Raw genomic sequence first — 12,543 nt, 5'->3', positions numbered from 1 at the left:
ATGTACTTCATTCAACATATCGAATCGATTACACACCAGAACTCCTTCCAAAAGGAGAACATCTGGGATGAATTGAAGCCCTTAACTGCTGAAAACCAATTAATATCTCCGGATTACAAGAACTATATTCCGGTTGCCGCACTTCGAAGACTGAGTACCATCTTACGCATGGGAATTACGGCTTCCAAAGCCTGCCAGGAAAAAGTCCCAAATGAATTTGATTCCATTTCCGTAGGAACGGCATTGGGCTGTTTAACAGACACCGAAAAGTTCCTGGTAACTATTAATACCGTGAGTGGTGATGTACTTTCACCGACTGCTTTTATCCAAAGCACACACAATACTATTTCAGGACAGATTTCCCTGGATCTCAAGAATCATGCTTACAACATGACTCATACTCAAAATGCACTTTCATTCGAAGTTGCCTTGAAAGATGGTCTTTTGTGCATCGATGAAGGGAAAAAATCAGTTTTGGTGGGGGCAGCTGATGAAGCCATTCCATTTTTGGAAAGACTGCGCGGTTCCCTGATCCTAACGCATCTTCCTTTCACATCCGGTGCTACGTTTGCAGTATTGTCCGGTGAAAAGGGGAATTCCATTGCATTTGTGCAGGCATGTGAGGTTTATTTTTCCACCAAAAGCCAGGAAACACTTGTAACACTTATCAATCAGTTCCTGGATGCAAACAATTGCAGTTCCGGAGACCTTGATCTTATCCTGGAAGCGCGTTCTGACTTCAGATTCCTGGCCAAGAACCATATTTCTTTCACAGATTATACCGGTTTTTACCAAAGTGCATCTGCTTTCGCACTGCATATGGCAAATGATTGGCTGATCGGGAATGCAGACGACAAGCGCATATTGATCGTAAATAATTTAGAATCCAATAAATTGGGCTTGACGCTCATCAATAGAAATGAGGTGGAAGCATAGACTCAATATTGCAGTTGCATTAAGCACGCTTTTGATCGTTATTCTAATTTTCCGGAACAGTCCTTATCTGTGGCTTTGGATAGCATTTGTTATCTCCAACTTCTGCGTTTTTCTCGTTTTCGGGATCGTATTCCTGCGTTTTCAATACTTCTACCCGTCCATTTTCCGGAACAGCAGTCCTGAAGTCATTCTCACTTTTGATGATGGTCCTGATCCGGTTCAGACACCACGCATTTTGGACACGCTTAAAAAACATGATATTAAAGCGATCTTTTTTATGATTGGCAACAAAGCCCAGGAACACCCCGAAATTGTAAAGCGGATCATTTCCGAAGGGCACAGCATCGGCAATCATACGCAAAATCATTCCCTTTTCTTTGCTATGCTTCACAGCGAAAAAATAGCAACCGAAATAGATCAGTTTACAAAAAACATAGAGCCGCTGGTATCGGAAAAAATCACCATTTTCCGCCCTCCGATCGGTTATACAAATCCGAAAATTGCCCGTGCACTGAGGAGACGGAAATTCAAGATTGTTGCATGGAGTGTTCGTTCGTATGATTCTTTTAAAAACCGGGAATCTTTGCTGAAACGTTTGATGAAAACCAAACCCGGAAGCATTGTTCTGCTGCATGATAATTTAGAGCAGACTGCGGATATCCTGGAGGAATACATTACCCAGGCACAAGCAAATGGTATTATCTTTGCAAAGCAAGAACATCTGAAAAAATTCATTCATGAAATTAATAAGTAGTTTCCTCCTTTTTCTGCTTGCTGTAAATGCATCTGCACAGGATTATTCAAAAATCCCTGATCCTAAAGCATGCAAAACGGCCCTGGAAAAACAACATAAAGAAACCAAGGCAATCAAGGCAGACTTCACTGAAACCGCCACTTCCGCCCTTTTAACCAATGCTCAAAAAGGTTCGGGAAAAATGTGGTACAAAAGCGAAAACAAAATCCGCTGGGAAAAAACAAAGCCGGAAAACCAGATCATACTAATCAACGGAAAAACTGTCAAACTCCAGGAAAAAGGTAAAGAAGTAAGCAGTGCTTCTTCCAAAATGGTCGTGAAGAAGATTCAAGGCCTGATGGTACAAATGATGACCGGAGAATTTTTGAATGAAAAGGAATTCAGGATCAGTTATTTCGAAAATAAATCAAACTACAAATTGGTACTTACCCCGAAAAGCGATAAAATGAAGCGTTACGTTTCTGAGATCAATCTTGTTTTCGGAAAGAAAGAACTCACCATCAAAGAATTGACTATGCAAACCGATAAAGACAACAAATTGGTTTACAGTTTTTCAAACATGGAGGTCAACGGTACAATTAATGACTCTAAATTCACTACATTCTAATGATTTTAAAAGACACTTTTTATACGATCAATTCCTTGAATTTTGAAGACAATGTTCTTGAAGCAAGTATTTCAATTGATCCGAAACACCGCATTTACGAGGGGCATTTTCCAAATAATCCTGTTACTCCCGGAGTTGTGCAGTTAGAATTGGTGAAAGAAATCCTTGGAACACAATTTAACAAGCCGATCCGGTTAAAAACACTTGCAACCAGCAAATTCCTAGCAGTTTTAAATCCGGTAAATACACCGGAAGCAACTTTTAAGATGACCGTAACAGAGCAAGATGATCAAACACTGAAAGTTTCCGGGCAGCTGAGTACAGCAGAAGGAGTTTGTTTGAAATTCAGTGGAACTTACCAATAAAGTGGCTTTTTTCAACCACATTGATAATTAGGTCACATAGATTTCTTTTTGAGAACCCTTTTATTCTAAATGTCTTGTCCTGGATTAGAGAAGATATTTCACTCAGATGCACAGATAAAAAGCGAGACTACCGGACTCGCATTATGCGTCCTGTAGGGGGAATTATGTACTTAAGACAGGTAGTGCCAAAAAGTGAGAAAGAAAGTAACGAATATTGAAAATTAGTAGACTGCTTTTTAACAAGATAACTACTCAAACCTTTGTGTTCTTTGCTCCTTCGCTAACCGCATGTCGCCAAAGCTTTAGCGGTGGCACAAGCTATAGCGCAAGCGTTCACTCTTAGCGGTTAAACAAGGCGAAATTTATAACCGCAGAGAAACAAAGAGTGCCTGCTAGCAGGCTAATAAAACAAAATCACCTAAATTTTAGGACAGGACATACTCAAAAAAACAATTCAGCACATTTCCCATTTGTTTTATGTGCATTATGTGGTAAATTATCTCGGTTCTTTCCGGAAAATCTTCAGCAGGATAAAACTTACCAAAAAGGAAGCAATAAAGGCTATTGTTGCAAAAATACACGCCCCGATTGCATATTGGTAAACATTTTTCCGGATTGCTTCCAGGCTTAAATCTGTTAATTGAGTTGTATTTGTTGTTCCCGTCAGGAATAATTGTCCGCAAATGAAACTTCCATAAATAATAAACGGGATCATAGGCGGAATGGAAATATTGGCTGCAGCAATAAACAATACTTTATTCATCCGGAACAAAATAGCAAGTGGAATTCCAATCAGCAATTGAAAACCCCAAAGCGGAACGATCCCCATAAAAAAGCCAAATCCAATGGAAAGCGCTTTCCTGAAATTTGATTCTTCAGGTTTGATTGCTTCATGCTTGATAACATTCCAGGTGCGGACGGAAAATAATTTGCGGGGATAGTACCAAATCAAAGCGGTAAGAACCAAAAACGTATTTAGAATACTGATTCGTGTAAAATCACGCGCCGGCCTAAAATGGGAAACCCGCTCCGAAGGATCATATTTGACCTGTATGGGAACCGCGACAAAAGGCACGAAGCGCCAGGCCAATTTCACAATGACTTCTATTTCCAATTCGAATTTATTGGTAAACAGCCAAATCTTCTTTAACGGTTTCAACGGATAAATACGGAATCCCGTTTGGGTATCCGGTAAAGTGATCCAGGTTTCAACTTTGAACCAAAAATTGGAGAATTTATTCCCGAACGAACTTTTTTGAGGAACCCCTTCCTGCTCCATGTTCCTGGATCCCATAATAACTGCTCCGGGACACAGAATGGCCTGCTCTATCAATACGGGGATATCGCTTGGGTAATGTTGTCCGTCAGAATCAATCGTCAACGCATTTTCATACCCTTTTTCCTTTGCAAATTTAAAGGCCTTTCGAAGTGAATAACCCTTTCCCTTGTTCACTTCATTCATCAGAATGGTAACCTCATTCTCAAAAGCTTTCAAAATTTCGGGTGTAGAATCTGTAGCACCGTCATTTACAATAATTACACATTCGGCAGGAACATGTTCCAGCACTTCGCGGATAACGCGTTCCAAAGTTCGCTCATTATTGTAGGTGGGAATAATTACGCAACCGTTTATGCTTGTGATTGATACCAGACTTGAATCCATGAGCGGCAAAATTAATCATAACTTTTCAAGAATTCACAGCTAAAATCACCGGATCACCATTTCAAAAGAGCATAAAAAAGTAGTTTAGAAACAAAACCTTGTTAAATTTGTAAGGGCAAAAGGTTAAACAATTTGCTAAGATCCACGATTAACTATGGCACAAAACATCTTAGTTATACATTATTCCCAATCAGGACAGCTTACCGAAATCCTCCAAAATTTCTGTAAACCATTTACTGACAGCACAATAGAATGGGTAAAAGTTGAACCCGAAACGCCATTCCCTTTTCCATGGACAAGCGCAAAATTCTTTGATGCGATGCCCGAAACAGTATTGGAAAAACCCGTTCCCATCAAACCGCTGCACTTTGAAAGAGAACGGTATGACCTGATTATTTTTGGATACCAGCCGTGGTTTTTGTCTCCTTCTCTGCCGGCATCTGCTATCCTACAGGATGAATCATTCCGCAAAATCATGAATGGTACAAATATTGTATCCGTGCTTGGCTGCAGAAATATGTGGATCAACGCTCAGGAAGCAGTTAAGATACAAATTGCTTCTGCAGGTGGAAAATTGATCGGTAATGTGCCATTAATTGATAAAACAAGTAACTTAATCAGTGTAGTTACCATTTTACATTGGATGTTGACAGGGCAGAAAACAAAGAAGTGGGGAATTTTTCCAAAGCCGGGAGTTTCGGATGAGGACATTCGGAATGTCAGCCAATTCGGTGCTTTACTAAAGGAGAAACTAAGTACAGGGCAGGAAGAAAAATTCCAGGAAGGAATTGTTTCCCGAGGTGGAGTTATCATACCCGTATCCATTTTATTCATAGAATCAAGGGCGAAAATGCTTTTTAGGATCTGGGCAAACCTGATCACAAAGAAAACCGCTAAAGGAGGAAGCCGTAAATTTTGGGTAAACTTCTTTAAGTACTATTTGATTTTCGCTTTATTCATTGTTTCGCCCATTGTTTTAATGATATATCATATCTTTGTACGCCCTTTTAAGGGACAACACATTAAACGCGAATTAGCATATTACAGAAGCACTCAATTGAGATAAGAATGAGTTTGAAGGAAGTATACATAACACGTACGGCATCTTTTTTACCGAATGAACCCATTTCAAATGATGAAATGGAGGATTACCTGGGATTAATTAACGACCGTGCTTCTAAGTCAAGAAGAATCGTTTTGCGCAATAACGGAATTAAAAACCGCTATTATGCCATTCGTAAAGACGGAACACCTACACATACAAATTCCGAAATGGTTGCTTTAGCCATTCGCAATTTGTTTCAAAAGAATCCGCAGGAAATTAAAGAAGTGGATCTGCTAAGCTGCGGAACCTCTTCTCCCGACCAGATGATGCCTTCACATGGTGTGATGGTCCACGGATGGTTGCCGGAATCCGGAAATATTGAAGTCGTTTCCCCTTCAGGGGTTTGTTGCTCGGGAATGCACGCTATGAAGTATGCATACATGGCTATCAAATCCGGAATGAGTAAAAAAGCAATCTCTACCGGTTCTGAAAGGCTTTCGCGTGTATTGAGTGCCGATAAGTTCGAATTGGAAATTCAAAAACTAACGGAATTAGAGGAAAATCCGTACTTGTCATTCGACAAGGATTTCCTTCGGTGGATGTTATCAGACGGTGCTGCAGTATGCATGCTGGAAGATCAGAAAAGTGCTGAAGGAATTTCATTACGCATTGATTGGATCGAAGGAATTTCTTTTGCCAATGAAGTTGAAGCATGCATGTACATGGCTTCAGACAAAATGGAAGATGGTACATTAAAAAGCTACATGGATTATGAGCCTCAGGATATGATCGAAAAATCTATTCTGAGCATTAAACAGGATGTAAAGCTGCTGGACGAGTACATCGTGAAGCTTGGATTCAATAAATTGAAAGCCAAATTCCAGGATACTAATCTAAGTGGTGATGATGTAACCTGGTTTTTACCACACATGTCCAGTTACTTTTTCGAAGACAAAATCTATACGCACTTAGCCGAAAATGGAATGCACATTCCAAAAGAACGCTGGTTCTCCAATTTGGCAACTCACGGAAACGTAGGTGCCGGATCGATCTATTTAATGGTGGACGAACTATTTAACAGCGGAAAACTGAAAGTCGGAGATACTATCCTGCTTGCTGTTCCCGAAAGCTCTAGATTCTCATACGTATTTGCTTACTTAACAGTGTGTTAAATGAAAAAGTCTGAAGTTCCTCAAGATAAAAGTGCTCTTGAAAATTTTACAAGAGAAGTTTGTTATGTGAAGAACGAAGACGGTCATTACGATACCGAATTAAGCACAGGCTGGGAAGCCAAAAAGGTTGCACTGGATGAAGCCTGGAAAGAAATTGAACGAAGAACGCTGGATGCGCGGGAACAGATCAAAAAAGGTTTGGCAAGTCCGATTCTTTATTTCATGGAAGAAAAATTGATGGATTTCACTGTATTATCAGGCTATACAGGCATTTGGAAATTCCGTATCAAAAGACATTTAAAACCAAACGGGTTCAAAAAATTGAGCGACAGCACTTTAAAACGCTATGCAGATGCTTTTGAAATCTCCGTGGATGAACTCAAAAACTTTAAAGCTTAGTGTCAGAATTTATTCATCACCAAACTGCCCATTGCGAAAATGGCGTAACCATGAGCTTATTACAGCACCATGGGGTGGACTTTATGACTGAGCCACTGGCTTTCGGCATGGGTTCAGGGTTGTTCTATATTCACATCCCGTTTATGAAAGTAAACAACGGGCCCGCGATTTCGTTCCGTACAATGCCGGGAGCTATTTTCAAGCGCACTTGTAAAGCATTGGATGTCAAAGTAGAACGTAAGAAATTCAAGGATCCGAAGGAAGCAACCCGTTTCCTGGATGAAAAGATCGCACAGGGAATACAGGTTGGCTGTCAGGTAGGGGTTTTCCACCTGCCTTATTTCCCGAAAGAATATCGTTTTCACTTCAATGCTCACAACCTGATCGTTTTTGGTAAGGAAGGTGACCGTTATTTGGTAAGTGATCCGGTGATGGAAGTAACCACTTCTTTAAGCACAGAAGAATTGGAGCGCGTGCGTTTTGCAAAAGGTGCACTTGCCCCGAAAGGACATATTTATTACCCGGTTGAAATCGGGAATATTACCCAGGAACAGATAAGAAGAGGAATTGAAAAAGGCATTAAACGCAATTGCAGGGATATGCTGAAAATTCCGGGTGGAATTGCCGGAGTTAAAGGAATTGTCCACACTTCCAAAAAAATCCGAACCTGGAGAGAGAAACTAGGTCCGCGCCAGGCTGGTCTTCATTTGGGACAAATAGTCCGCATGCAGGAAGAAATTGGTACCGGCGGCGGCGGATTCCGGTTCCTTTACGCAGCATTCCTTGAAGAAGCCGCTGTTATCATGCAAAATGAGCAATTGGCTAAAGTTTCCGAAACAATGACTAAGGCCGGTGATTTATGGAGAGACAGCGCTTTGCAGATGTCCGGTATCTATAAAGGACGTTTAACTGAACAAAAAGACTTTGATGCCTGTGCCGATTTATTAGTTGAGATCAGTGCAGTAGAAAAACAAGCCTTCCAGGAACTGTCAAGAATTAAATTCTAATGAAATGCCGGAGACTCTTTTGCATGTTTCAAAGGTTTACAAATCCTATGGTAAAAGTGCCGTTCCAAGTTTAGCAGGCATTGATTTTACTATTGCAAAAGGAGAAATCGTAGGAATTTTCGGGCCGAATGGCGCCGGGAAAACAACACTCATTTCCATTCTCTGCAGTATTTTGGAACCAACACTCGGTTCGGTGGTTTATCATTTGGAAGGTGAAAAAAGTCCACGGGAAATCCGAAACAAACTTGGTTTTGTACCGCAGGACTTCTCCTTCTTTCCGGAATTGACAGCCAAACAAAATTTATCCTATTTTGGAAATCTCTACAATCTCAAAAAGGAAGATTTAGAGCAAAAAATCGATGACTTATTACAAAAAGTGGGGCTTTTTCATGTGAAAAACCAAAAAGTATCTACTTTTTCAGGAGGAATGAAGCGCAGGCTGAACCTTATCATTTCTTTGCTTCACGATCCTTCTGTACTATTTTTGGACGAACCGACCGTGGGCGTAGATGTTCAAAGCAAAATTGCCATTATGAGCCTGCTGCAGGAATTGAACAGGCAGGGAACAACAATTATCTACACCTCCCATCATTTAAAAGAAGCTGAAGAATTTTGCAACCAGATCATTTTGATTGATCACGGAAAGATTATTGCGAGTGAAACATTAACGAACCTGCTCCGTGAGCATGAGGTTGGCAACCTGGAAGAACTCATTTTAAAGTTAACCGGAACCTTATTACGCGATTGATGAGAAAATTAAAGGCATCCATATGGAAAGAAATCCTGTTGGTACTCCACGATAAAGTGGGGTTGCTGCTGATGTACCTGATGCCTCTGCTATTGGTTTTTATCATTACAATCGTACAAAACAGTGCCTTTCAGATCGTCAATGAAAACAAATTGACGGTTTTGATCTCTAACAGGGACAATGGCCCACTGGGTGATTCCCTGGTAAAAGCGCTGGTTTACTCCGGAAGCTTTGACATCAAGCAAAACAACAAGCTTTCCGAAAGTGCAGTAAAACGCACAACCATTGACGAAGATGCCATGCTGGGGATTTACATTCCTTCGAATTTTAGCGAGCGGCTTGCCAGCAATGCGGACAACATTTCCAAATTGATGTTGGAACAAATGGGCGTTATTGAAGAAGCTCCCAGGGTAACACCCAAAAAACAGGAAATCGCGATCTACTTTGATCCGGTTGTACAGGAGAATTTCCGGATTTCCGTAAACAATGGCATTCAGGCGATTACCAACGGTATTGAGAACGAAGAAATGGTTGGGAAACTATTCCAGGAAATGGGATATGACTCCATCCCTTCCAACATCCGGCAAGCAATTATAAATCGCGAAACCAAATTAAAAATTGCGAATGCAAGCTTAAGTGATGTAGCGGAGCTTATCCCGAATTCGAGCCAGCACAATGTACCTGCATGGTCTATTTTTGCCATGTTCTTCATGGTCATTTCATTAGGTGGAAATATTGTGAAAGAACGTCTGTCGGGAAGTTTTTTAAGATTACAAACCATTCCTAAAGGATTTGCATTGACCCTGGTTTCCAAATTCCTGGTTTACCTGTTCGTTGCATTGTCGCAGCTGCTATTGCTTTTCCTGATGGGAATTTACATCTTCCCGCACATCGGACTTCCGCAGCTTGCTATGCCGAATGCTTTTTTACCGTTCCTGGTCGTAACGCTTCTTTCTGCCCTTTCAGCTATCTCCTATGCCGTTTTAGTAGGTACTTACGCCAAAACCCAGGAACAAGCCAATGGGTTCGGAGCCATTTCAATTATTATTTTTGCAGCCATCGGCGGTATTTGGGTCCCGAATTTCGTCATGCCGGATTACATGCAGGCAATCGGAAATATCTCGCCCTTGAAATGGTGTTTGGAAGGTTATTATACGCTTTTCTTGAAAAATGGTGCGTGGAGTGAATTAATTGGTACTATAACTTTCTTATTTTTGTTCACAGTAATTTGTCAGATCTTGATATTCATCAAGTTGAGAATTCAAAATTATATTTAAAATATGACTACAAACAGAGAAGAATTAATCGTTGAGTTCAAAGAACATTTGATCAAGTATTTGAACCTGTTGGATTTAACTCCTGCAGATATTCAGAATGATGTTCCGTTATTCGGGGAAGAACTAGGTTTAGATTCTATTGATTCTGTGGAATTGATCGTTTTACTGGACCGTGAGTACGGGATCAAGATCAAAAATCCAACTGAGGGTAGACAAATTTTGGTTGACGTCAATACAATCGTAGACTACATCATTGCGAATAGAACAAAGTAAGATCTATGACTGAAATTGTTGTAACGGGAATGGGTGCAATCAGTTCAATTGGATTGACAATTGCTGAAAATCTTCATTCCCTGAAACACGAAATTTCAGGAATCAAAAAAGCCAAACATTTCAAATCCCATTATTCGGATTCATTGGTATTCGGTGAAATTGACCAAAGCGACGAGTCCTTGCTGAATGAACTGGGCCTTGAAAAAGGACGTGGATTTACACGCACAACACTCATTGCAATAAAGGCCTTTCGCGAGGCGGTTGCAAATGCCCGGTTGAGTCCGGAAGATATCGCGTCCACCCGTACAGCTTTTATCAGTTCAAGCACAGTCGGTGGGATGTGTTATACCGATGACCTTTACCACGACGCAAATATGCAGGGTGCACCATCCGAGTACGTAAAGCATTACGAAGGTTCGGACCATGCTTTACAAATTGTGCGTTTGTACGGAATGAAAGGAATCACAGATGTGGTGAATACTGCTTGTTCTTCTTCCGCCAATGCCATTGCTCTCGGAGCACGATTGCTGGAAACAGGTAAAGTAGACCGCGTAATTGCCGGTGGAAGTGACTGCCTGGCAAAATTTACCGTAAACGGATTCAATTCACTTCGAATTTTGAGCGAAGAACCCTGTAAGCCTTTTGATGCAAATCGGGAAGGATTGAGCCTGGGAGAAGCTGCAGGATATGTTGTTCTGGAACGCAGAGCAGATGTTTCTGATACCTCAAAGATCCAGGCCGTATTTTCAGGATTCGGTATTTGTAATGACGCTTTCCACCCTTCAGCCACCTCTGACGATGCGAGAGGCCCCAGAATGGCCATGGAATTAGCTCTTAAACGTGCTAAGCTGAAACCGGAAGACATCCAGTACATCAATGCTCATGGAACAGGAACTCCTAACAACGATGTGACGGAATCTTTTGCTTTTTCAAAGCTTTTCGATACAGTTCCTCATTTCAGTTCAACCAAATCTTATGTTGGACATACACTGGCGGCAGCAGGTGTTTTGGAAGCAATATACAGCATTTTTTCCATTCAGAACCGGGAAGTATATCCCAGTCTTCGCGTAGAAAAACCCATTTTGGAATTCCCATTCCGGCCCACTTTGAATTATACACCCGGGGTTGCTATCAGACACGTGCTTTCCAATTCTTTCGGGTTTGGAGGGAACTGCACTTCTCTAATCTTTTCTGCATGTATATAAAAGACCTCTACGCTATTTCTCCTCAAAAGACACACGATCTATCCTTCGAAAACGGAGAATGGCAGGTGTTGAATGAGTACATATACAAAGCTGTCGAGCCTTCTTACCAGGATTTAATCCCGAATGCCCAATTGCGAAGAATGGGTAAAGCTGTACGTATGGGAATAGGCGTTTCACTCCCTATATTGGGAAGGAATCCGAAACCTGACGGAATTATTTTCGGCACGGCAAATGGCGGATTGGAAGATTGTATCAAGTTTTTAAATCAAATTGTCGAATACAACGAAGGAACATTAACCCCTACCAATTTTGTACAAAGTACCCCTAACGCGTTGGCCGGGCAGGTTGCACTTCTCTCTGAGAACCAGGGTTACAGTATGACACATGTCAATGGTTCCCTGGCATTTGAATCTGCCCTACTGGATGCTTCCCTATACTTCGATGAATATCACGGAGAAGAAAAAAATCTGTTAGTGGGAGCTGTTGAAGAAATATCCGATTACAACTATAACATTGACCGTTTAGGAGAACGCTTCAAGGAAGAATTGGTTCCCAATGTGGATCTTTTGAGTTCAGGAACGAAGGGTTCTTACTGTGGAGAAGGGTCAGCCCAATTCTATCTGAGCAATAATCCGGAAAATAGTCTTGCGGAATTCAAAGCATTTAAGCAGTCTTCTTATCTTTCTGAAAATGAGATCGGGGAATTCGTAAAAAGTTTCCTGGACGAACAAAAGCTCGATACTACATCTATTGATTGTTTGCTGCTTGGAAAGAACGGCGATGTTTCTACCGACTCCTGGTATGAGCAGGTAGAACAATTATTTAGTGATAAACCCAAAGTCTATTTTAAGAAATCTGTTGGTGAATACCGCACAGTGAGCGCATTCGCAAGTTATTTGGCTGTTCGTCTGCTAAACGGACAAGCAGGGTATTTAATGGAAAATGGTGCAACGGAAAAACCGCGCACCGTCCTTATCTACAATCATTTTGATGCTGTTCGCCACAGCTTGATCCTGCTCCAAAAATGATCTAATACCACAATCGAAACATAGATCACATATTCTTAGAAATTCAAATGAAGTGGATAGACAA

The 12,543-nt window shown here is 41.1% G+C and carries 14 protein-coding genes; 13 read left to right on the top strand and 1 reads right to left on the bottom strand.

Annotated features, from left to right (window positions below; all coding sequences use genetic code 11):
* Genes QZT69_RS04290 through QZT69_RS04275 form a run of 4 tightly spaced genes read left to right on the top strand, consistent with a single transcriptional unit; the run spans window position 1 to window position 2,662 of the window.
* Entirely contained in the window at window positions 1-936 is a 936-nt protein-coding gene (locus tag QZT69_RS04290) for a beta-ketoacyl synthase chain length factor (RefSeq protein ID WP_294670821.1), read from the top strand.
* Entirely contained in the window at window positions 920-1,690 is a 771-nt protein-coding gene (locus tag QZT69_RS04285; RefSeq protein ID WP_294670820.1) for a polysaccharide deacetylase family protein, read from the top strand. The genes QZT69_RS04290 and QZT69_RS04285 overlap by 17 nt, the downstream gene beginning before the upstream one ends.
* Window positions 1,674-2,297 (top strand): outer membrane lipoprotein carrier protein LolA, encoded by a 624-nt coding sequence (locus QZT69_RS04280; RefSeq protein ID WP_294670819.1) that lies wholly within the window; start codon window positions 1,674-1,676, stop codon window positions 2,295-2,297. The genes QZT69_RS04285 and QZT69_RS04280 overlap by 17 nt, the downstream gene beginning before the upstream one ends.
* Complete coding sequence (locus QZT69_RS04275) at window positions 2,297-2,662, top strand: hypothetical protein (RefSeq protein ID WP_294670818.1); 366 nt, start codon at window positions 2,297-2,299, stop codon at window positions 2,660-2,662. Before QZT69_RS04280 ends, QZT69_RS04275 begins: the two co-directional genes overlap by 1 nt.
* A gap of 496 nt (window positions 2,663-3,158) precedes the next feature.
* Here QZT69_RS04275 and QZT69_RS04270 read toward each other — a convergent pair whose 3' ends face one another.
* On the bottom strand, window positions 3,159-4,325 hold the full coding sequence (locus tag QZT69_RS04270) for a DUF2062 domain-containing protein (RefSeq protein WP_294670816.1): 1,167 nt from the start codon (window positions 4,323-4,325) through the stop codon (window positions 3,159-3,161).
* Between the two features lie 154 nt (window positions 4,326-4,479).
* Between QZT69_RS04270 and QZT69_RS04265 the strand changes: the two genes are divergently transcribed.
* From QZT69_RS04265 to QZT69_RS04225, 9 genes are read left to right on the top strand one after another with little or no spacing between them, the layout of a single operon-like run.
* Window positions 4,480-5,391: a hypothetical protein gene (locus QZT69_RS04265; RefSeq protein ID WP_294670815.1), complete on the top strand. Its 912-nt coding sequence runs from the start codon at window positions 4,480-4,482 to the stop codon at window positions 5,389-5,391.
* Between the two features lie 2 nt (window positions 5,392-5,393).
* On the top strand, window positions 5,394-6,542 hold the full coding sequence (locus tag QZT69_RS04260; protein ID WP_294670814.1) for a beta-ketoacyl-ACP synthase III: 1,149 nt from the start codon (window positions 5,394-5,396) through the stop codon (window positions 6,540-6,542).
* Window positions 6,543-6,941 (top strand): hypothetical protein, encoded by a 399-nt coding sequence (locus tag QZT69_RS04255; protein ID WP_294670813.1) that lies wholly within the window; start codon window positions 6,543-6,545, stop codon window positions 6,939-6,941. It begins immediately after the preceding gene.
* Window positions 6,941-7,948 (top strand): BtrH N-terminal domain-containing protein, encoded by a 1,008-nt coding sequence (locus QZT69_RS04250; RefSeq protein WP_294670812.1) that lies wholly within the window; start codon window positions 6,941-6,943, stop codon window positions 7,946-7,948. The genes QZT69_RS04255 and QZT69_RS04250 overlap by 1 nt, the downstream gene beginning before the upstream one ends.
* A gap of 4 nt (window positions 7,949-7,952) precedes the next feature.
* Window positions 7,953-8,696, top strand: coding sequence for an ABC transporter ATP-binding protein (locus tag QZT69_RS04245; RefSeq protein ID WP_294670811.1), 744 nt, complete (start codon window positions 7,953-7,955; stop codon window positions 8,694-8,696).
* Window positions 8,696-9,973 (top strand): ABC transporter permease, encoded by a 1,278-nt coding sequence (locus QZT69_RS04240; protein WP_294670809.1) that lies wholly within the window; start codon window positions 8,696-8,698, stop codon window positions 9,971-9,973. Before QZT69_RS04245 ends, QZT69_RS04240 begins: the two co-directional genes overlap by 1 nt.
* A 3-nt stretch (window positions 9,974-9,976) precedes the next feature.
* On the top strand, window positions 9,977-10,246 hold the full coding sequence (locus QZT69_RS04235) for a phosphopantetheine-binding protein (protein ID WP_294670807.1): 270 nt from the start codon (window positions 9,977-9,979) through the stop codon (window positions 10,244-10,246).
* A gap of 5 nt (window positions 10,247-10,251) precedes the next feature.
* Window positions 10,252-11,451 carry a beta-ketoacyl-[acyl-carrier-protein] synthase family protein gene (locus tag QZT69_RS04230; RefSeq protein WP_294670805.1) on the top strand — a complete coding sequence of 400 codons (1,200 nt, stop codon included), beginning with the start codon at window positions 10,252-10,254 and terminating at the stop codon, window positions 11,449-11,451.
* Window positions 11,442-12,479, top strand: a complete 1,038-nt coding sequence (locus QZT69_RS04225; protein WP_294670804.1) for a beta-ketoacyl synthase chain length factor — start codon at window positions 11,442-11,444, stop codon at window positions 12,477-12,479. Before QZT69_RS04230 ends, QZT69_RS04225 begins: the two co-directional genes overlap by 10 nt.
* Window positions 12,480-12,543: the final 64 nt, after the last annotated feature.

It is taken from the genome of uncultured Fluviicola sp., from assembly GCF_902168135.1.
GTDB lineage: Bacteria > Bacteroidota > Bacteroidia > Flavobacteriales_D > Crocinitomicaceae > Fluviicola.
Note: the sequence above shows the minus strand (reverse complement) of the source record. Positions and strands in the feature narration are given on the sequence as shown.

Coding starts and splice junctions, on each gene's coding strand:
- QZT69_RS04290 (WP_294670821.1), top strand. CDS start 1: ATGTACTTCATTCAACATATCGAATCGATTACACACCAGAACTCCTTC.
- QZT69_RS04285 (WP_294670820.1), top strand. CDS start 920: ATGAGGTGGAAGCATAGACTCAATATTGCAGTTGCATTAAGCACGCTT.
- QZT69_RS04280 (WP_294670819.1), top strand. CDS start 1,674: ATGAAATTAATAAGTAGTTTCCTCCTTTTTCTGCTTGCTGTAAATGCA.
- QZT69_RS04275 (WP_294670818.1), top strand. CDS start 2,297: ATGATTTTAAAAGACACTTTTTATACGATCAATTCCTTGAATTTTGAA.
- QZT69_RS04270 (WP_294670816.1), bottom strand. CDS start 4,325: ATGGATTCAAGTCTGGTATCAATCACAAGCATAAACGGTTGCGTAATT.
- QZT69_RS04265 (WP_294670815.1), top strand. CDS start 4,480: ATGGCACAAAACATCTTAGTTATACATTATTCCCAATCAGGACAGCTT.
- QZT69_RS04260 (WP_294670814.1), top strand. CDS start 5,394: ATGAGTTTGAAGGAAGTATACATAACACGTACGGCATCTTTTTTACCG.
- QZT69_RS04255 (WP_294670813.1), top strand. CDS start 6,543: ATGAAAAAGTCTGAAGTTCCTCAAGATAAAAGTGCTCTTGAAAATTTT.
- QZT69_RS04245 (WP_294670811.1), top strand. CDS start 7,953: ATGCCGGAGACTCTTTTGCATGTTTCAAAGGTTTACAAATCCTATGGT.
- QZT69_RS04240 (WP_294670809.1), top strand. CDS start 8,696: ATGAGAAAATTAAAGGCATCCATATGGAAAGAAATCCTGTTGGTACTC.
- QZT69_RS04235 (WP_294670807.1), top strand. CDS start 9,977: ATGACTACAAACAGAGAAGAATTAATCGTTGAGTTCAAAGAACATTTG.
- QZT69_RS04230 (WP_294670805.1), top strand. CDS start 10,252: ATGACTGAAATTGTTGTAACGGGAATGGGTGCAATCAGTTCAATTGGA.
- QZT69_RS04225 (WP_294670804.1), top strand. CDS start 11,442: ATGTATATAAAAGACCTCTACGCTATTTCTCCTCAAAAGACACACGAT.